Source organism: Fulvivirga sedimenti (genome assembly GCF_020328055.1).
On sequence record NZ_JAIXNE010000004.1, the window covers coordinates 65,822 to 84,528 of the forward strand.

The 18,707-nt window shown below is 44.1% G+C and carries 21 protein-coding genes; 4 read left to right on the forward strand and 17 right to left on the reverse strand.

Annotated elements, in window-relative coordinates:
* Window position 1: 1 nt before the first annotated feature.
* The 9 genes from LDX50_RS18295 to LDX50_RS18335 form a co-directional block, all read right to left on the reverse strand.
* The gene (locus tag LDX50_RS18295; protein WP_225697644.1) at window positions 2–502 is read right to left on the reverse strand and encodes a cupin domain-containing protein; all 501 of its coding nucleotides are present in this window, start codon (window positions 500–502) and stop codon (window positions 2–4) included.
* Complete coding sequence (locus tag LDX50_RS18300; protein WP_225697645.1) at window positions 493–858, reverse strand: cupin domain-containing protein; 366 nt, start codon at window positions 856–858, stop codon at window positions 493–495. The genes LDX50_RS18295 and LDX50_RS18300 overlap by 10 nt, the downstream gene beginning before the upstream one ends.
* Window positions 855–1,637 (reverse strand): polyphosphate kinase 2, encoded by a 783-nt coding sequence (gene ppk2, locus LDX50_RS18305; RefSeq protein WP_225697646.1) that lies wholly within the window; start codon window positions 1,635–1,637, stop codon window positions 855–857. Before ppk2 (LDX50_RS18305) ends, LDX50_RS18300 begins: the two co-directional genes overlap by 4 nt.
* Window positions 1,638–1,642: 5 nt before the next feature.
* A complete protein-coding gene (gene ppk2 / locus LDX50_RS18310; RefSeq protein WP_225697647.1) occupies window positions 1,643–2,545 on the reverse strand; it encodes a polyphosphate kinase 2 in 903 nt (300 codons plus the stop codon).
* 63 nt (window positions 2,546–2,608) lie between these two features.
* Entirely contained in the window at window positions 2,609–3,523 is a 915-nt protein-coding gene (locus tag LDX50_RS18315; RefSeq protein ID WP_225697648.1) for a ribose-phosphate diphosphokinase, read from the reverse strand.
* Window positions 3,504–5,018: a thymidine phosphorylase family protein gene (locus LDX50_RS18320; protein WP_225697649.1), complete on the reverse strand. Its 1,515-nt coding sequence runs from the start codon at window positions 5,016–5,018 to the stop codon at window positions 3,504–3,506. The genes LDX50_RS18315 and LDX50_RS18320 overlap by 20 nt, the downstream gene beginning before the upstream one ends.
* Window positions 5,006–5,836: an ATP cone domain-containing protein gene (locus LDX50_RS18325; RefSeq protein WP_225697650.1), complete on the reverse strand. Its 831-nt coding sequence runs from the start codon at window positions 5,834–5,836 to the stop codon at window positions 5,006–5,008. Before LDX50_RS18325 ends, LDX50_RS18320 begins: the two co-directional genes overlap by 13 nt.
* Window positions 5,833–8,421: a cation-translocating P-type ATPase gene (locus LDX50_RS18330; protein WP_225697651.1), complete on the reverse strand. Its 2,589-nt coding sequence runs from the start codon at window positions 8,419–8,421 to the stop codon at window positions 5,833–5,835. Before LDX50_RS18330 ends, LDX50_RS18325 begins: the two co-directional genes overlap by 4 nt.
* A complete protein-coding gene (locus tag LDX50_RS18335; RefSeq protein ID WP_225697652.1) occupies window positions 8,418–10,115 on the reverse strand; it encodes a Na/Pi cotransporter family protein in 1,698 nt (565 codons plus the stop codon). The genes LDX50_RS18330 and LDX50_RS18335 overlap by 4 nt, the downstream gene beginning before the upstream one ends.
* Before the next feature lie 175 nt (window positions 10,116–10,290).
* Here LDX50_RS18335 and LDX50_RS18340 point away from each other — a divergent pair, with 175 nt between their 5' ends.
* From LDX50_RS18340 to LDX50_RS18350, 3 genes are read left to right on the forward strand one after another with little or no spacing between them, the layout of a single operon-like run.
* Window positions 10,291–11,106: a universal stress protein gene (locus LDX50_RS18340; RefSeq protein WP_225697653.1), complete on the forward strand. Its 816-nt coding sequence runs from the start codon at window positions 10,291–10,293 to the stop codon at window positions 11,104–11,106.
* 12 nt (window positions 11,107–11,118) lie between these two features.
* The gene (locus LDX50_RS18345; RefSeq protein WP_225697654.1) at window positions 11,119–11,937 is read left to right on the forward strand and encodes a universal stress protein; all 819 of its coding nucleotides are present in this window, start codon (window positions 11,119–11,121) and stop codon (window positions 11,935–11,937) included.
* A gap of 10 nt (window positions 11,938–11,947) precedes the next feature.
* A complete protein-coding gene (locus LDX50_RS18350; protein ID WP_225697655.1) occupies window positions 11,948–12,358 on the forward strand; it encodes a hypothetical protein in 411 nt (136 codons plus the stop codon).
* Here LDX50_RS18350 and LDX50_RS18355 read toward each other — a convergent pair.
* The 4 genes from LDX50_RS18355 to LDX50_RS18370 all read right to left on the reverse strand — a co-directional run bounded on the left by LDX50_RS18355 (window position 12,345) and on the right by LDX50_RS18370 (window position 14,964).
* Window positions 12,345–13,394 carry a hypothetical protein gene (locus LDX50_RS18355; RefSeq protein WP_225697656.1) on the reverse strand — a complete coding sequence of 350 codons (1,050 nt, stop codon included), beginning with the start codon at window positions 13,392–13,394 and terminating at the stop codon, window positions 12,345–12,347. The two genes, LDX50_RS18350 and LDX50_RS18355, sit on opposite strands and share 14 nt — an antisense overlap.
* Window positions 13,373–13,816 (reverse strand): DUF2267 domain-containing protein, encoded by a 444-nt coding sequence (locus LDX50_RS18360; RefSeq protein WP_225697657.1) that lies wholly within the window; start codon window positions 13,814–13,816, stop codon window positions 13,373–13,375. The genes LDX50_RS18355 and LDX50_RS18360 overlap by 22 nt, the downstream gene beginning before the upstream one ends.
* A 21-nt stretch (window positions 13,817–13,837) precedes the next feature.
* A complete protein-coding gene (locus LDX50_RS18365; protein ID WP_225697658.1) occupies window positions 13,838–14,356 on the reverse strand; it encodes a P-loop nucleotide/nucleoside kinase family protein in 519 nt (172 codons plus the stop codon).
* A gap of 146 nt (window positions 14,357–14,502) precedes the next feature.
* On the reverse strand, window positions 14,503–14,964 hold the full coding sequence (locus LDX50_RS18370) for a CBS domain-containing protein (RefSeq protein WP_225697659.1): 462 nt from the start codon (window positions 14,962–14,964) through the stop codon (window positions 14,503–14,505).
* A gap of 237 nt (window positions 14,965–15,201) precedes the next feature.
* Here LDX50_RS18370 and LDX50_RS18375 point away from each other — a divergent pair, with 237 nt between their 5' ends.
* Window positions 15,202–15,546: an META domain-containing protein gene (locus LDX50_RS18375; protein WP_225697660.1), complete on the forward strand. Its 345-nt coding sequence runs from the start codon at window positions 15,202–15,204 to the stop codon at window positions 15,544–15,546.
* 51 nt (window positions 15,547–15,597) lie between these two features.
* Here the strand turns inward: LDX50_RS18375 and LDX50_RS18380 are convergent, their stop codons facing one another.
* The 4 genes from LDX50_RS18380 to LDX50_RS18395 form a co-directional block, all read right to left on the reverse strand.
* Window positions 15,598–16,380: an energy transducer TonB gene (locus LDX50_RS18380; protein WP_338029999.1), complete on the reverse strand. Its 783-nt coding sequence runs from the start codon at window positions 16,378–16,380 to the stop codon at window positions 15,598–15,600.
* Between the two features lie 140 nt (window positions 16,381–16,520).
* The gene (locus LDX50_RS18385; protein ID WP_225697661.1) at window positions 16,521–17,609 is read right to left on the reverse strand and encodes a Gfo/Idh/MocA family protein; all 1,089 of its coding nucleotides are present in this window, start codon (window positions 17,607–17,609) and stop codon (window positions 16,521–16,523) included.
* A complete protein-coding gene (locus LDX50_RS18390) occupies window positions 17,606–18,031 on the reverse strand; it encodes an NUDIX domain-containing protein (protein ID WP_225697662.1) in 426 nt (141 codons plus the stop codon). The genes LDX50_RS18385 and LDX50_RS18390 overlap by 4 nt, the downstream gene beginning before the upstream one ends.
* A 107-nt stretch (window positions 18,032–18,138) precedes the next feature.
* A complete protein-coding gene (locus tag LDX50_RS18395; RefSeq protein ID WP_225697663.1) occupies window positions 18,139–18,699 on the reverse strand; it encodes a hypothetical protein in 561 nt (186 codons plus the stop codon).
* Window positions 18,700–18,707 lie beyond the last annotated feature (8 nt).

The following is an 18,707-nucleotide window of genomic DNA, read 5'->3' on the forward strand; positions in this document are numbered from 1 at the left end:
CTTACCTTGTTAACGATGTGATCAAATGCTCGTGTTGCGGAAATTCCGCTATTAACTCCTCACGTATTGCAAGATGAAAATCATGAAAATCAAATCCGGGTGCCACCGTACATCCTACCAGGCTGAAAGCGGTATGGTCATTTACCCTTGATGCGAACCAGTGATTGGCCGGAACAACTGCCTGCAAACATTCACCACTGGAAAGATCCCTTCCAAGCACTATTTCAGTTTGTTTACCCCTTGGATCAATCACATACACCGTCATGCTTCCGCCTTCATAGAAATGCCACATCTCATCCGACTTGATTCGGTGAAAAGCACTGAAATTACCCGAAGTAAGCAGGAAATAAATCCCGGTTGAAACATTCCTTTGGTCTGATGTCCAGGTCGGAGTCATCAGATCCTGTGACCTGTAAGTTTCCCTGTAGTAACCCCCTTCCGGATGAGGCATGAGTTCCAGCATTCGGATGAGCTCTTCGATCCGGTCTGACTTCAAATCCACTCCTGGTTATTTATGGTTCTTTCCGATTCAATTGCTCCCGAATGCAATGTGGATGCCGGTTCAAAGAGCAAAACCCAAACTTCCTCGTCATTTTTTGTATAGGGATAATGTTCAACACCTTTAGGTACCACAATCAATTCCCCCTCACGGACTACTTCTTCAGAATCACGGTACTTCATATACAGTACACCCTTAATTACCATAAAGAGTTCATCTTCATTTTCATGACTGTGCCACATAAAACTGCCGGACAGCCGGGCAAGTTTTACCTGCTGGCCGTTCAACTCGGCAATAATATGCGGGTGCCACTGATGGGTGAATTTTCCGAATTTTTCTAAGATATTAATGGTTTTCATTTTTTCACGTAGGGTACTGCGTCCAGAATGTAACGGATTGCCTCCATTCGCGCTCTTGGCTTTTTGTTTGCCTTTATGATGATCCAGGGGTTTTCTTCTGTATTTGTTTCAGCAAACATCTTTTCCTTGTATTCCGTATAAACAGGCCAGAGTTCCTGGGCCTTTTCATCTACAGGAGACAGCTTCCACCTTTTCAGCGGATCTTTACGGATATCTTCGAAACGCAGTGCCTGTTCTTCCTTTGTGATCGAAAAATAAAATTTAATCAGGTGAATTCCGTCGCTGGTAATCATCTTTTCAAAGGCGTTCACCTCATTCATGAAGCGCTGGTATTCTTCGGGTGTACAAAAACCGTTAACCGGTTCGACCACAGCACGATTATACCAGCTCCGATCGAAGAAAACTATTTCACCCGGATTCGGCAGCCGCTGGATATAACGCTGAAAATACCACTGCCCCTTCTCAATTTCAGTGGGCTGAGGTAAGGCCACTACCCTGTAGTGCCGTGGATTCAAATGATGTGTAATCCTGCGGATCGCACCGCCTTTCCCGGCTGCATCCCTTCCCTCGAAAAGAATACAAAGTCTTTTCCTGTGATTAATAATCCAGTTCTGCAAGGCAATAAGCCGCACTTGTAGTTTTTCAAGTTCCTTTTCGTAAAGCACAAACCTGAGTGCCTTTTCGGGGGATACATTCCCGGACTGTTGCAGCATGTGCATTAAGGCTGAATTTGAATTCAGGCTTTTTATTTCAAGCGGCTTTAATCGGTTCTTTTCCATAACTATTAACTGTCAAAGGATGTAACAGAGCGATGATACCGGTTCACAAGATTCGGATCCGGCAATATGAGTGCATTCGTATCAGACTTTCCATCGTATTCGAACTGAGAAAGGACGTAACGAATGCTTTCAAGCCGCGCTATTTTTTTCTTGTTAGTCTTTACGATAATCCACGGACTGAACGAAGTATGCGTCATGCTGAACATCTGATCTTTGTAGTAGGTATACTTATCCCATAATTCCTGGCCTTTCTGATCTACCGGGCTCAGTTTCCACTGCTTCAGCGGATTCTTACCCCTTGCCTGAAATCTTTTAGCCTGCTCTTCCTTGGTGATCGAAAACCAGAATTTAATTACAATGACCCCATCTTCAAAAAGCATATGTTCAAACTCCGGGACCTGCCGCATAAACTGACGATACTGGTCTTCATTACAAAATCCCATTACCGGTTCCACCACAGCCCTGTTATACCAGCTGCGATCGAAAAATACGATCTCACCTGCATTGGGCATTACTCCTATATACCGGCGAAAATACCATTGCTTGCGCTCCAGATCGGTAGGTTTTGAAAGCGCCACAACCCGCATAGCACGCGGATTCAGATGTTCTGCAAACCGCTTGATGGCACCCCCTTTTCCCGCGGCATCTCTTCCTTCAAATATGATTGCCACCCTTAAATTGTTGGCGATCACATGAGCCTGTAATTTCACCAGCTCTATCTGAAGATCCCTCAACTGCTCCTCATAGTGAATATTGAATTCTATTTTGCTTATGTCGCGTTTGCGATCCCTAAGCTTCTTCCTGAGGGTATCTTTATCTTTTAGTTGTTTGAAATCTTCTGCCGTAAGCAACTGAGAAGGATCAAGCTTATTTTGCAGCGCCTTATCAGTTAATATAAATTGACTCATTGATTATTCGTTAGATAGCAACCTAATTTACAAGAATTGTGAAAAGAATGATATTAATCCGTTTTAAATTGAACGCTGAATTTCACTTTTAAGAACGGATGCAACCATTGCATCAATGCTGATTTCATTGGTTTCATGGGGAATAGAGTTTGTCGTAACCACTCGAAGAATGGCATCATCATGTAAAATCCGCTCTGCATCCCCGGCAAATATTGCATGGATACCAATGCAGATGACCTTCCGGCCCGTCTGATTATATATTGTTGAAGCTGCCTGCTTCATTGTCCTTCCTGTTGAAAGAATATCGTCCACAAGAATCGGTTGTCTTGTCCCGGCCAATTCCAATCCACGCGGATCAATAGAAACCGAAAAATCTCCCTGCCGCATTTTCGCAAGCACTACATAGGGACAGCCCAGTTTATCAGCCATCGCAGAAACCCAGGGCTTGCTTTCACTGTCAGGTCCGATCAGAACCGGGTCAGGAACATTCCGTTTAATCCAGTCTGTAACAATGCCGGTTGCTCTCAGTACACGTGCCTTCCCCTTGTATAGATCATTCAGGTCTGTTATCCGATGCAAATGCGGCTCAATGCAAATAAGCTCATCTATCCTTCGGGAAATAAACTGCTGCATTATTGAAGCTGTGATCACCTCTCCCGACTGAAATCGAATATCCTGCCGCATATAGGGCAGATAAGGTGTGATAATACTGATCGTTTCGGCACCCATTTCTCTCGCTGTTTTACAAATGAGCATGAGCTCAATGATCCTGTCATTAGCGGGAAATAACGAGCCATAGATCCAGAGGTACCTGCCATTAAGGTCTGTCGGAAAGCGTATGTAACTTTCCCCATCAGGAAAATGACGGATTTCAAGCTGTATTAGCTGAATGCCCAGCATAGCTGAAATTTCCCGGGCAGAATGCTCATAGCCCGGGAAACTGGCAAGAATGTGTTTCTCAGGCAATTGTGATAACATGATCTTCTGTCTTTAAGAAATTGAGTGCATAATCCAGCTCACCGGTAGATTGGGAGTGGATCACAAAAAGCAGGTCACCCTTATGCACTTTTCGCCCTAGTGGTGCATCAAACCAAACACCAGCTTCCGGGTCTGAAGGAGCGCCAGCCAGCTTGGCTATCCTGGCCAGTTTACGATTGTCTATTTCAGTTATCGTTCCCGACTTTTCCGCGTAAATGTTCCTGGTATATTTGGCAATTCCAGGTTCAGTAAATCCCCCCTGAGCCATGCAAATTGCCATAAACTTGTCTAGTGCCTCGCCTGATTCCAAAATTCGCCGGGCAGCATCTGTGCCTTTTCCTTTCAGCTCCTGATCTACCAGCTCAAGAAGTTCACCTGCGAGCTGAATAGACTTTTCCTTTAATGCCCCGGGAGCCTGGGGATCATTCCGCAGTACCGCTAAGACGTCATGCGCTTCAAGTGCGGGCCCGATACCGCGACCAATGGGCTGACTGCCATCAGTGATCAGAACCTTGAGAACAAACCCAAGTTCCTTCCCTACAACTTTAAAATAATACTTTAGACGTTCAGCATCTGATTCACTCCGAACCTTAGCCGTTGATCCAACAGGAATGTCAATAATAAGGTGTGTGCTGCCTGCAGCGGTTTTCTTTGAGAGAACAGAGGCGATCATCTGACCTTCACTGTCGATATCCAGCGATCTTTCGACGCGTATCAGTGTATCATCTGCCGGACTCAGGTGATTTTCACCGGAAACAATGCAGCCATTATGCAAATAGACTATCCGCTGAATCTCTTCCAGGTCCAGTCCGACCTGCGTCATCACACGCATTGTATCTGCCGTACCCGCAGGTGACGTGATTGCCCGTGAAGATGTTTTTGGTATAGTGATTCCGGCAGCTGCGACGATGGCAACCACAATGGGAGTCGTACGATTTCCCGGCAAACCACCAACGCAGTGCTTGTCGGCAATTACCGACTTTTTCCATTTCAACCGGTCTCCTGCATCCACCATAGCACGTGTAAGTGCGATTATTTCATCGGTCGACAGTGAATCCCCTGCACATGCGGTGATGAATGCCGACAGATGAACTGCCGCATACCGCCCTTTCACAATGTCCTGAATTATCTCCGTCATCGCCCCGAAGTCCAGTGTTTTCCCATAAATTTTTGAGCGCACATGGCGTAAGGACTTGATATCACTTAAATGACTGATTTCTAATAAGTCACCTTCCTTTACCTTGAGCATTTGTGCAGCACCATTCGATAAACCTGCTTCGCCAATTTTCAGCAATGATTCTGACGTCACCATCTGTATACTGGCAACCAGCGATCCTTTATCACTCTTCACACGAACACGTGTGAGGGCTTCAAAGCCTTCAGAAACACAAACCTCACTGTCCTTGCGAATGAAGATCATATGCTCCTGGAGGGTCTCTATGCCAAGCTCCTTGTAAAGAGGTCTTCGGTCTGTTTTATTGATTATTTCTGACATAATACTTCGGCTTCTTCTATGATTCGGTCTTTCCTCTGTTTACTTCTTACCACACGGTCGAGCACATTGGGTTGGGCTATAAGTTCTGAACACAGCAATATTCCCAGGTCGATCAGTGCACGTTTTTCGGCCCTGGCAATGGTTGTAAGGCAGGTTACCGGATGCAATCCGCTGGACTCAATCAGATCTTTCAAAGAATATTTTTTAGGGTGTCCCCAGGAAACAAGCCTGAGGTCCGAGCACCGGCCATATTTCTCTGCATCTTCTGAAAAACGGGTATTGGTCACGAGCCAGCCCTCTTTTTTCCTGTTTTCGTCCGATAGTCCGCCGGCAATATCGATGAAACGGGAATTGAAATAAAGCGAGGTTTTAACATCTGATTTCCTTCCCTGATCGGTGTGATATTTACACTCCATGAATATGACCTTTTCCGTATTTTGCGCAAAAACATCGACCTCGTGCGTAACGCATTTGCCCTTTTGAATAAGATTGGTCTGTACTTCATAACCGTTATTTTCCAGTATTTTAGCCATGAATCCCTCAAAGGGATATCCTGCAGGTCCTAACTCCAGTATGGCGGACTTCAGTGAATACCTTGCTGCGGTACTGTTCTGCTGTTTTTTCAAATACCGAAAAGCCTGCTTATAGATTTCCTTCGTCGTAATAAGATCATGCATACCTTTCATTACGTATTCTACAACCTCATCTGCCAGTAGTACATCAGCCCCTGCTCGCTTTAATGAATTTCTTAGTTTATTGGCATCAAACTTTACTTTATCGCCGGAAGCTTTAATGACAGTATAGTCCTGATCATTCATGATTTCGTTATTTTCTTTATTATCCGGATGATAAACAATGGAGCAGCACTTGCCAACAAAATAATCAGCCAGGACCTGGGCTGAGGCATTGCCAGGCTGAGGATTTCGTTTAGGAAGGGTACCAAGAGTGCTATTGCCAGAAGAATCAAACAAAGCACAATGGCGATCCAGAGAAAGCGGTTCCTGAAAATTGGATTCCGGAAGAAGGAATCGCCTGAGCTGGTAAGATTAAACGGGTGGATCAACTGAGCCAGGGCCAGTGAGAAGAATGCGATCGTATTGGCTTCAGCGTAACTATCTGAGAGAAAATGTACACTGTAGTAATAACCCGCCAGGATAGTCAGGGTCATAACTGCCGAATACATGAATATTGATATCCAGCTTGAGCGATCCAGGATGGGGTCATTGGGATCCCGGCTATGATGTTCCATCACCCTTTCATTTCCTTTACCCATTCCCAGTGCAAGCGCTGGAAACACGTCGGTAACAAGATTCAGGAAAAGAATTTGAAGGGCAAGCAACGGTAACGAAGTGGAAAGAAAGGCCGCAATGGACACAACCATAATTTCTGTGAGGTTACACGAGAGAAGGTAAATTATAAAGTCCCTGATATTCCCAAAAATGATCCTCCCCTGTCGGATGGCTTTCACAATTGATGTAAATGCATCATCCTGAATGATCATGTCTGCCGCTTCTTCTGCCACCTGCGTACCCCGTTTGCCCATAGCGATTCCTATATCAGATTTCTTTAGTGCCGGGGCATCATTCACGCCATCTCCGGTCATTCCCACAATATGGCCATTATCCTGATAGTAGGTCACCAGCTGCAGTTTCTGATAGGGAGTAACGCGCGAGAATATGTGGGCACCTTCAACCATCGATTCCCATTGAGCCCCCTCAGTTTTATCCAGATCTGAACCGTGTATGATTTTTAATTCTCCGGAACCAAGTCCAATCTGCCGGGCGATCGCCTCTGCAGTGGCAGGATGATCCCCTGTGGCCATTATAATTGTTATACCGGCTTTATGGCATTCCATAACAGAATTTTCCACATCACTTCTGGCAGGATCGAGAAAACCAATCAGACCCAGAAAGTGAAGATCCGCATCAATGCCGGATGGCTCCTTTGTATGTCGATGTGCTGCGAATGCCAGCACTTTCAGACCCTCTCTTGCCAATTGTTCTGTGTGCTGATTCCATTCATCCAGAAATTCGTCGGTAATGGGGATGTGGTCCCCGGCAGACACACATTTATCGAGCAATTCTGCCGGACTTCCCTTTGCGACCGAAAGAAACTGTTCCCCGTGCTTGTAAAGGTTAGCCATATACCGAATATCACTATCAAAGGGTAATTCATCCACCTCTTTCCATTCATCCCTGATTTTTTCAAAATCCGCAGGATTTTCCTTTCTGAAGTAATCCCATAGGGCTGTCTCTACCGGGTCTCCCTGAAGGTCTCCATCCTGAGAAATGGATGAATTATTGCATAAAACAGCAGACATCATCAGCAGTTGCAAAACTTCCCCATCATCGGCCACAGGGACGACGGTATGTACCACCAGCTGATTTTCCGTAAGTGTTCCGGTTTTATCGGTTATGATAACGTCTGTTTCACCAAGTGTTTCAACCGCAGCCAATTTTTTAATGATCACATTCTCGCGTGAAAGCAGCATCATACCGCGGGCAAGTGAAATGGTTGCCACAATGGGCAGGCCTTCCGGAATGGCTGCCACAGCAAGTGCTATAGCTGTCTCCAGGATCAGGTAAAATTCATTTCCGCGAATCCAGCCGGTAGCTATAAAAATGAGGATCAGCCCCAGTGTTAGCCAGATCAGTTTTTTTCCAAACTGATTCAGCTTTTCATTCAACGGTATTTCGTCTTTATCTGCCGATTCAACCATTTGAGAAATTTTGCCTATCTCGGTATCAATTCCGGAATGAACAATCACGGCAACCGCATTACCTTTTGTAATAGAGGTGCCCTTATAGAGCATATTCACCCTGTCTCCCAATGATGTACCCTCTTCCAGTACAATTTTAGATTGTTTCACTACAGGAACTGATTCACCTGTAAGGCTGGCTTCATTTACTTCAAGTCGCTGATCTTCCATGAGGCGGGAATCAGCCGGAATCATGTCTCCGGCCTGCAACTGAATTATATCACCCGGAACTAGCAAACGTGACTCTATGGTTATTAACTCGCCGTTCCTTCTCACCTGGCAAAATGTCTTATCTAGCTTACGCAGGGCCTGCATTGAATGGATGGCCTGTGATTCCAGGGTATAACCGATACCGCTGTTCAGCAGGATCACACAGGCAATGGCAATGGACTCTGCAATATCTCCAAAGAAGTATGAAATGACGGCTGCAATTAAAAGCAGGTAAACGATCGGACTTTTGAACTGTCGAAGTAATATCTGCCACCTGGGAGTTTCGAAGGAACCTGGCAATTCATTATATCCATATTGTTCCAGTCTGTTTTCGTTTTCAGCGTCTGTAAGACCTTCCGATGTAACAGCTAAAGCCTTCAGTGTATCCTCAATGGATAGTGCGAAGGGATTCTCTATGGTTTTATTCTTATTCATTTGCCTATGATTCCCATGTTAGCGAATTCTCGTGCCAATTCGTTTGGCATAATGAAATGATTTAGCGCCAGAATGAGGGATCTGTGCGTAGAATACATTTCCCGGTTTACTGTGAGGGCGGTAGAAATATCGAGCGGTGGAACCTCTTTTTGAAATTTCTTTTCAGAAATGAGCAATGGTATGTCGTCGTAGTTCTTCTGAATTTCAGCACTTAGTTTAATCAGCATTTCCATGTCATGCGCTGTGGCAGAAAAAAAGATAACGGCATGTTCAATAAATTGGCCTGAGTTTGACTTGAACGCCTGGTAGAGATTCATCAACGAGTCGATGCCGGCATTTTCGAAATCCCGTAGATTCGGCTCTATATCCTTCAGGCTCTTGGCGGAATGAAGCGCATAGCGAACCACAAGCATTATCTGATTGAGTCGCACAGATTCTTCCGGTTGGAGCTTTTCCTGCTGTAGACTGTTGTAAAAGGCAAAAATTTCGGACTCCAGCTGTTTGACTTGAAGGTACTGCTTGCTAAATGCATCCCTGCCCTGCCAGAAGCTCGAATGAACCTGTTTGAATGCCAGCCTATTCAATTGTATTACATCTTCAAGAAGTCCGCCCGTTTCGTTCTTTAGTGCCTGAATGGCTTCTTCGGATAATTCAAATGAGCTGATTTGGTGAATGAATCTGCCCATGAATGGTGTTGACTTTTTAAAACGGTTTTCAAGGAACCGGGCGAAATATGAAAGTGTTGGTGCAAAAATCAGTATCCCAATCAGGTTAAACGAGCTATGAAACGCCACAACTGCCATCAGTGGATCGGCGATCCCTAGTACTTTCGTGATAAAATTGGTGATGGGTACCATAAAGATGAAGGCTATTATATCCGTCACAAGGTTGAAGAGAAAGTGCCCGAGGGCTACCCTTTTCTTAATAGGGATACCGGGCATACCTCCTATCAGAGCAGTAATAGTGGTACCCAGATCAGCGCCAATCACCATGGCTGTAGCAGCAGGGAATGTAATGATGCCACTGTTCAGCGCACTTAAGGTAATTACCATCGTGGCAGAACTGGATTGAATTATCGCGGTGAATATGAATCCTACCAACAGAAAAACTACCGGGCCATAATTGGCATAGGGCGACAGATCAAAGGTTTGGGCCAGAAAATCAATGCTGGTCTTCATAAAATCAAGTCCGAGAAACATGAATCCAAACCCGATGAGGAGGCGACCGATATTCGAGGGCTTTTCATACTTGCCAAGAAGCAGATAAGTGATGCCACCAATGGCAAGCATGGGCAGGGAAAAACTTTCAATGCTGAATTTAAATCCAAAGATTGCTACAATCCAGCCTTTCAGTGTTGTGCCCAGGTTCGATCCAATGATGATACCCAGCGCGCTCGTCATGGTCATTATTCCTGCACCTACCATGGCCAGGGTCATCAATGATACCACCGAGCTGCTTTGAAGAAGTGCAGTGATGACAATTCCGGCAAGGATCGCCTTGATACGGGTATTGGTATTATTGCGAAGAAATACACGAAAAGACCTGCCTGCAAGCGTGCGCAGCGCTACCTCGATCTGCGACATTCCAAATAGAAAAATGCCCAGACCTGCAAGAAATTTCCAATAGTCAAATTGGTCCCACATCGTTATGGAAGGTACCGAAATAACTGTTGCATAGGTTATGACCTTACTCAAGTTCGGCTTTGATTGTAATCACTTATTGCTATCGGGCTCAACAAATGATTCAGACTGATTAACATCATTTGTCAGGTTGAATCAAGTCATGGTTAATACCATCTAAAAAATGCTATTTTCTTCCGAACGATCTTGAACCTCCGGAAGAAATAGTTCCGGATAAAATAATGTTGTTATGGATGCCCAGAGAATTCTCGTACCTGTTGATTTTTCGCGTTGTTCAATGAATGCCTTGAATAGTGCAGTTCACATTTCAAAACACTTAAAAAGTGAACTCATTCTATTTTATGTAAAACAGGAAATGATTCTTCAGGATAATGAGCATTCACATTTTGAAGACGACTTGCTGGATCCTGATCTGGAAAAGAAATTCAAACGGCTTCAAAAGGAAATATCTGATCTCAGGAATATACCACACAGGCATATCACTCGTCTTGGTGAAGTTGACAAGGAGATCGCACGCCTGGCAGCAGAGGAAGAAGCAGACCTCATCATCATGGGCACCAAGGGTACAAGTGGAATATACGAGGTGCTCATGGGAAGTAATGCGTACTCCGTAGTTCGTACAAGTAAAATTCCCGTCCTTGTAATTCCACAAGGCTCCCAGATTGATGAAATACATCATGTTGCACTGGCCGGGGATTATAAACCGATTATGGCAGAAATGCTGGAGCCGGTGAAACTGCTTGCCGGCATTGATGGTGCCGACATTCATATTGTTCATGTTGGAGAGTCTGCCAATCTTAATGAAAAGGAAAAAACAGAAGCGATGAAGTACGACAGGTATCTTAAGAATTACCGTCATCATTATCATCTTATCGTCGGAACAGATGTTGAAGAATCTCTGAACGACTACTGTTCAAAAAAGAATATCGACATTCTCGCCATGATCCCACGGAAGCATAAATTGTTTGACCGTGTTTTTGACGGAGGCGAAACCAAGAATATGGTGTTTCATACCGACATTCCTTTATTAGCAATCCCGGAATAAACCTAAAAGACCATGAAAATCCTTGTACCAGTAGACTTCTCTCCCTCTTCAAAACGGGCCGTTACATTAGCAGAACAGCTGGCCGATGCATTGGATGGTAAGGTTATGCTCATGCATATTCTGGAACCTGTCGGTGGCGATGTTGCTTTTGTGGCTGATTATGATCAGATGATCACAGATGCTCAAAAAAGTCTTGACGGAATCCGGTCTTCCATCAGGGAGAAACGCATGGGTTCCGTTGAAACGGTTGTTGAGGTAGGATTTCCTACTGAGCGAATTCTGCACAGAATAGAAAAGGACGGCATTTCCCTGGTGGTTATGGGAATGGAAAATGATATGTCCTGGCTTGATCGTGATGTGTTCGGCAGCAATGCCTATGACATTATCAAAAAGGGAAAATGTGCAGTTCTGACCGTTCCCGTAGATTGCAAAGTCAGCAGCCTGAATAAAATCATGCTGGCTGTTGAATTACGGGAAAAAGAAAATATCTATCTGCTATCCTTCCTCAAGAGAATAGTCAGGGAATTCAATTCCGAATTGTACATAGTTCATGTTTCTTCTTCAGAACATGTGGATCTTACATTTGCCACATCTGATTCCATATTATGGCTGAAAGGTCAGCTTGAAGATGTGCCACATCACTTCATTAACCTCAAAGCGGAAAATGTACCTGATGCTCTGAACCTTTATGCCGAAGATCATGACATGGGACTGATGGTCCTTAGTCCGGAAAAACATTCATTCATTCAACGTTTGTTTGAAGGAAGCACAACAAGAAAGACGGTGCTCCACGCAAGGGTACCGATTCTAACATTTCCAATAGACTATTAAGACTACGATTATGAAACCTGCAAAGAGACAGTATGGTGTTTGGCTTGATTCCAGGAAAGCCTACATTTTTGAATTGGGTAAGGATGATTTCATAACAATCCAATCAGATATTGAAGAATATAATCCAAAAGGTGGGTACGGGACACAGGTACCATACCAGTTCCAGGATGCGACATCCGAAAGCACCTACCTTGAACGGAAAAAACAACAGGAGAAAAAATACTTTACCGATATCATATCAGCATTACAACATGCCGAAAAGATTGTTATAATGGGGCCTGCAGAAACCCGCAAGCATCTTGAAAAGGCAATCAATGAAGACCATAAACTAAAGGGTAAAGTAGAAGATAATCTTCCGCTGGATTCTCTAACCGAAAACCAGATCCGTGCTCAGATAAGGGATTATTTCAGCGTTCATTAATTGCGCCCAGTTCTTTCGAATAACCCTGCATTAAATCCAGGTATCGGGCAGCTTCGCCCAAATAAGCATCATTATGAGCATCGCTGATGGCTCTCAGAAGATTTACTTTTGCGCGGACGTTGGCACGGTAGGCTTTGTAAAAAACAAAGAGGGCATATTCCCTTTCGTTTCTGCAGATCGGGTAATTTGTGTTATAATATTCAAGAAAGACTTCAGCGAGTTCACGGCAGCCGAATGACTCCAGGTCCATACAGAAAAAAGCGATCTCATTCAGAAGATCTATGCGACGATAGTCCGGGTTAAATTCAATACAATCAAAAATTATGGGTCTTTCGGCCAGAAAAATATTTCTGGAATGCAGATCACCGTGACAGTCCCTGACAAATCCAGAATGCCCCCTTTCCTGAAGCATCAGGTGATTTTCATTCAGAAAACGGGTATTCAGATCAATCATTTGCCTGATGATAATCCCATATTCCTCTCCCAATTTTTGCGTTACATACTGCTCGTGTTGCTGAATGGCATTAACCTTTACCAGTAACCCCTCCGTATCCTGATTGTCGAATCGAGTGGTTTTCGAGTGAAACGTAATTAGCTGATCTGCAATGGCAAAAATATCCTGATCCCCAACCATTCCTCGTGTGAGAAGCAAATCCATACGGCGCTGATCGGGCAGTCGCTTCATGTGAACGGCAAAATCAATGGTTTCTCCCATGGATGTACCAATAGCAAATCGATCCTGTAATCTGCTTACTGTAACAACCCCTAAATAAATACCCTGAGTAAGCCGGTTGTTCAGTCGGACTTCCTCCTGACAGAAATATTTTCGTTGTTCCGGTGTTGAGAAATCCAGAAAATCATAATGGATTGGCTTTTTGATTTTGAAAACATCCTGATCGCACAGGATTATCCAGGAAATATGCGTTTCCTGTAACTCTGGTTGATTACAGGCACAGGAAAAGGAGCCCTTTTGAATAAGGTTATCAATATCGTCCCGGTTCATGGTAAGCCTGCTCAGGCAATTGCTCCATGCCAAAGACCCTTAAGGTTCGCCGGCAGCGCGTTTTCAATATCGGCACTTTCACCTGCTGAAATATGTCTTTTTAGTACAGTAATCACTGCTCTCAGCGCGTTTTCACCATCTTTCAGGGTCATGAAATCGTGGTGTCCTGCGGGATAGTCCTCATGGATCATTTCCCGGATCAGGCTTCCTGTATCCCGGATTGTCCTGTTGGGCTTTTCATGATATTTCCAGCCATCAACATAAAGTGCCTTGATAATGAACGGCAATTCAGCCAGCAAATGAAATGATTCCTGAATAGGCAAGCGTTCACGGAGTGCATGGAGGACGGATCTAAGTACGCGAAACGCGAGATCCCGGTTATTTTCCATTCCTAACTGTTCAGCCACCTCATCCAGAATCAGGTTGCCTTTTTCTGTATGTTTATTAAAATCCATGATTAGCATTTTTAAGTATTCTCAGTTCTTAACGGTCGTGGCGGGCTTAAAATCTTCGAGATATTTTAAGGCACGCTTAATCATCTCATCAAGATTTTCATTGGTTGAATCAAGTGTGAGATGCTCCCTGCGCATTGGTTGAAAATTCTTTTTGATTAATAAGTGGATCGGGTAATCCGCATCACTTTCGGGGCGATTAACATTTAGCCGGGTGCGGATAAGGGTATCCTCAGCCCTTATTTCTATCCATGCAATTCGACAACCAATAGATTCAGCTTCATGATTGAATGGATCCCTGATTTCTCTGGTGAAGAAAGTTGCATCCATCACAAGGGGTTCTCGGCGATGCAGGTAATCGTACATGATAGCCAGCATCTTACGGTAAACAGCAAGTTTCTCATCATGAGAATAGGTGGGAGAATTAAATAATTCACGCCTGAGGCTATCCGAACTGATGTAGGTTCCCTCAAGTCGTTCTGCGAGCTTCCTGGCAAAATAGCTTTTACCACTACCGGGTAATCCAAATACGGCGACAATCATTGCCTTTTCTTTTCAATGAAGTTACAAAAAAGCAGTCAGACGGCTGTTGATTCGCATCAAGGCGCGCAGTGATTCTGGTCAGTAGAATGATGCATAAAAAAAGCAGACCATGTTGGTCTGCTGATAATTTTATCCAGGCTGTAATACTACCAGGTTGTGTCTTTCAGGTTCTGGCAAGCCCGCATGATGTCACGCTGACTGATCTGCCCGAGTAATTTACCATCCTTTACCACGGGAAACCTCCGAATCTTCATTTCGAGGAATTTCCTGGCAGCGTCAAAAATATTTGTTTCCGGAGGCAGGGTATACACTTCCCTTGTCATATGTTCCTCAACACGGCCTGATAAATTCGGTGTATTGTTATATTTTCCCCGAACTACCTCTTTCAAACAGTCACCTTCGGAGATAACACCAACCAGGTTTTCATTCTCATCAACGACCGGCCCCCCCGATATTTTCTTTGTGATCAGGGTTTTGATTACGATATCCATTGTTTGATTCGGACTGAAAGTGATCAATCGACGTGTCATGTAATCTTCGACATGAACATCTTGCATTTTGTGCCCTTTTTCCTTGACGACAGCGACACCCCGATAGCTCTTTACCATGATTATAAAGTTTGGTCCTTTCTGAAAATACAAAAAAATGATGGATTATCAAGATTTTCTATTCACTTCCATGTGTATCAGGGGATAATATTGGCATAGACACACTGGTTTTTCTTATTGATGATAGGTATATTGAACTGATATTGTAATAAAAATAAATCGGGTTCAATTATGACCAAGTCTGTTTTAGTTTTTTGTATTATCATGGCTTTTTGTTCCTGCAAAAGTACCAACACTATGAGTTCTTTTGATTTTCTCACACAAAAAGCCTGGGTGCTGACTCAAATGAATGGAGCATCAATTCAGGATGACCTGTTTACAGGTGAGTTGCCATTTCTTGAATTTAGTGATGGAGGCGGACTTACCGGATTTTCCGGGTGTAATAATTTCAATGGAAATTTTTCACTTACTGACGACGGAATTATGCTGGATCCTGGTGCAATGACCCGCAAAATGTGTCCCGGAGACGGTGAACAACAATTTCTGGATGCACTGGCCAAAGTGGATAATTTCGATGTCAACTCTGAAAGTCTTGTTCTTCGCGGAAATGGCAATAATCTACTTTCTTTCCAGCCAAAATAAAAAACGGGAACCAAAAGGCTCCCGTTTAATAATGGAACGGCATCCGGCAAATTATTCCTTGATCATGAAATAGACCGGTATTACCATTCTAACCCGCACTGTCTTTCCACGTTGTTTACCCGGGATCCATTTAGGGGCGCTTTTAAGCACTCTTACCGCTTCTTCATCACATCCGCCCCCTATTCCTTTTACCACAAGGAAATCCTGAAGGGAACCATCCGCATTCACAACAAATTGTACATAAACACGGCCACTGATCTGCATGCGAAGTGCCTTTGACGGATATTGCAGGTTTTCAGCCAGGTATGTCATAAAGGACTGCATTCCACCTACAGGTTCAGGTGCCTGTTCAACAATCAGAAATATCTCATCTGCATGCTCCTCTTCAGGTGCATCCATGTTTTCAATGATTACCTCTTCAATTTCCATATCTTCAGTAATCTCCATATCAAGATTGATCTCAATCTCTTCAATGATCTCTTCCTCACTCACTTCAACTATATTGGGTTGCTGTATGACTTTTTTGGGAGGTGGAGGTGGTTGTTCAGTTACCGGAATATCAAGCAATTCTTCAACCTGAGAGATATTAGCCTGCAGATCTATATTGTCTGCGCGGTCGTAAAACTTCCAGTTGAATAGCGTAACAATAGCAAGCATGCTCACCAGGAGGCCTATACTTGCAAACAACATTTTACGGGTTTTAAACTCTTCATATCGCTGGCGTTTCAGACGGATCAGATCGCCAACAAAATCGGCCCTCTCATATACCTTTCTGGTATTTTTATGACTGATGATCAGCGAGGGTTCTTGTGCGGGTTTTTGTAAGGGTAACATAACGCTGAAATTTTGTTCCATTAATCATATAGGAATATCACTATTTCAGCACAGTTTTAAACTGACCGGTATAATTCGTCAGCCTGATTGATATCAGATAATCAGCTGTACATTTATCATGCTAAGGTGAACTATTTGGTCTACAGAGTTATCTCCCTGCCATTTTGCATGGCGCTCTGATGAATGGCTTCTACAATGCGAATGTCCTTTAAGCCTTCTTCCCCGGGAACCAGAACTTCTGTATTTCGCAGTATTGCCAGCGCATCATCGTCCATCTGTCGGGCCTGCTGGTTGGGAATGTTTTGATTCAGCACCTTCCCGTCACTTGTGGTTCCCTGAATACCTGTATAGGATTGAAACGGACTGAGCTCATACCAGCCATTCTTGCAATCAACATGGAGTGTGTTCAGGCTTTCTGCAAGGCTTGTCTTGCATGTTGCCTGAACGCCTCCCGGGAATGTCAATTGAAAATGTGTGATCTCATCTGCCTTGCTGAAGATTTCAGGGCGCGTATATTCATAGGTTGCTTTAACCGACAAGGGCTCTGAATTGGTTGCGTAACGAACCGCATTTAACGGGTAGACTCCCATATCATACATGGCTCCCCCTCCCATTTCCTTGTTTAACTTCCAATGACTGGTTCTACCCTCACGGTAACCCGCCTCCGCAGAAAGTGAGATGATATTTCCATAAGGTCGTGTTTCTGCCCATTTCATGATTTGCCTGGTATTTGGTTCATGCTGCATGCGATATCCGATACTTAAATAACGTTTGTTTTTCCTGCAGGCATCAATGATAGTCTGGCACTCAGCGGCCGTACGGGCCATAGGCTTTTCACACCACACATGTTTACCTGCCTCAGCAGCAATTACACTGTATTTTGTATGCAACGAAGGAGGAAGGACAATGTAAATGACATCAATAGCGTCATTGTCAGCCACCTCATGCATATTTTCGTAGGAGTAAACATTCCTGTCCGAAATTCCATACCTTTCCTGCCATACCGGTATTTTTTCCTTGCTGCCCGTAACAATGCCCCGTAATTCACAATACTCTGTGAGCTGAAGTGCTGGTGCCAGCAAATCGGTACTGTAATATCCTAGTCCGACTAAAGCTACGCCTAACTTGCGGGATGGCTGACCGTAAATCCGTGTGAGTGGAATGCCTGTTGAAAGTACGGCAGCCCCGGCAGCCATTTTTTGGAGAAATCTGCGTCGTTGAATTGTCATAGTGTTTGGAGTTTGTTTAGAGCACGGGCTATTATTTCCTGGTGATCAAAAGCCAGTTCTGGTAGATTATTCGTATGGAACCAGCCGGCTTCCTTTGCATCATCACCGGCCTGAATGGCGGGTGCAGTCTCAAAGTATACCATGTATGCAACAGAGACTGTTCTTCCCCTGGGGTCACGTCCGGGTCTGCCAAATACGCCTACTTCGATGAGTTCATCACCCGCTGTAACATGCGTTTCTTCAAGCAGCTCCCTTCTCGCAGCTTCCGGAATATCCTCGTCGGGGTCGACAAATCCGCCGGGCAGCGCCCACGATCCCCTGAATGGTTCATTTTTACGTTGTATGAGTAAAATTTGAGGAATATCTCCACTGGCGAGTACGATAATATCGACAGTAAGTAAAACAGGTACTGGCAAGGTCATGCCAGAAGTTACATCAATATTTTTTGCAAATCAATCAGATAAAAAAAAGGGCCCAAATTTGGGCCCTGAATAAAAAATTAAGTTTGGTAGTTCAGGCTAAAAAATAGTTATTCAAATGACTTCCATGAATTATATTCATCCATCAGTACCTTCAGATCCTTGAAGGAATATTTATTGCTTTCCACATCTTTGGTGAGATATGAATGATCAGCGATATAACTTACAATTGTGGTCTTGAAACTGTTAGAAGAGATTTCACGTGGCAATAATTCGTCCGATCGTTTCAGAAGATAGATACTGCGGCCATCACTTAGCTCGGAAGCATAAAGAACAATTTCACCCCAGCTTAACGTTCTGATCCATACTGATTGCCCACTACGGTTACTCGACTGATCGATATAGAGTGTATTGATGTATTCCACCGTTTCACCGTTGAGCACAACCGTGATTGAACGAATCTCACTGCTCTCGACCTCCGTATTTTGGCCGGTTTCAGAATCCTTAAAAATAACTGCCTTGGCAGTGGCGGTTTCAGGCACTTTTACAAGCGTACTCAGGCGACTACCATCAACACGAAGCACCTGTCCCGGTATAAAATTATCTTCATCAGCTGCGTATAAAGCCACACTCAAAAGACATAAGGATATAGCAATTCTGATCGTTTTCATGTCCATTG

Bases quoted from the DNA above. Each gene is read 5' to 3' on its own strand.
- LDX50_RS18300 (WP_225697645.1), bottom strand. From the start codon at position 858: ATGAAAACCATTAATATCTTAGAAAAATTCGGAAAATTCACCCATCAG.
- ppk2 (WP_225697646.1), bottom strand. From the start codon at position 1,637: ATGGAAAAGAACCGATTAAAGCCGCTTGAAATAAAAAGCCTGAATTCA.
- ppk2 (WP_225697647.1), bottom strand. From the start codon at position 2,545: ATGAGTCAATTTATATTAACTGATAAGGCGCTGCAAAATAAGCTTGAT.
- LDX50_RS18315 (WP_225697648.1), bottom strand. From the start codon at position 3,523: ATGTTATCACAATTGCCTGAGAAACACATTCTTGCCAGTTTCCCGGGC.
- LDX50_RS18320 (WP_225697649.1), bottom strand. From the start codon at position 5,018: ATGTCAGAAATAATCAATAAAACAGACCGAAGACCTCTTTACAAGGAG.
- LDX50_RS18325 (WP_225697650.1), bottom strand. From the start codon at position 5,836: ATGAATGATCAGGACTATACTGTCATTAAAGCTTCCGGCGATAAAGTA.
- LDX50_RS18330 (WP_225697651.1), bottom strand. From the start codon at position 8,421: ATGAATAAGAATAAAACCATAGAGAATCCCTTCGCACTATCCATTGAG.
- LDX50_RS18340 (WP_225697653.1), top strand. From the start codon at position 10,291: ATGGATGCCCAGAGAATTCTCGTACCTGTTGATTTTTCGCGTTGTTCA.
- LDX50_RS18345 (WP_225697654.1), top strand. From the start codon at position 11,119: ATGAAAATCCTTGTACCAGTAGACTTCTCTCCCTCTTCAAAACGGGCC.
- LDX50_RS18350 (WP_225697655.1), top strand. From the start codon at position 11,948: ATGAAACCTGCAAAGAGACAGTATGGTGTTTGGCTTGATTCCAGGAAA.
- LDX50_RS18360 (WP_225697657.1), bottom strand. From the start codon at position 13,816: ATGGATTTTAATAAACATACAGAAAAAGGCAACCTGATTCTGGATGAG.
- LDX50_RS18365 (WP_225697658.1), bottom strand. From the start codon at position 14,356: ATGATTGTCGCCGTATTTGGATTACCCGGTAGTGGTAAAAGCTATTTT.
- LDX50_RS18370 (WP_225697659.1), bottom strand. From the start codon at position 14,964: ATGGTAAAGAGCTATCGGGGTGTCGCTGTCGTCAAGGAAAAAGGGCAC.
- LDX50_RS18375 (WP_225697660.1), top strand. From the start codon at position 15,202: ATGAGTTCTTTTGATTTTCTCACACAAAAAGCCTGGGTGCTGACTCAA.
- LDX50_RS18380 (WP_338029999.1), bottom strand. From the start codon at position 16,380: ATGTTACCCTTACAAAAACCCGCACAAGAACCCTCGCTGATCATCAGT.
- LDX50_RS18385 (WP_225697661.1), bottom strand. From the start codon at position 17,609: ATGACAATTCAACGACGCAGATTTCTCCAAAAAATGGCTGCCGGGGCT.
- LDX50_RS18390 (WP_225697662.1), bottom strand. From the start codon at position 18,031: ATGACCTTGCCAGTACCTGTTTTACTTACTGTCGATATTATCGTACTC.
- LDX50_RS18395 (WP_225697663.1), bottom strand. From the start codon at position 18,699: ATGAAAACGATCAGAATTGCTATATCCTTATGTCTTTTGAGTGTGGCT.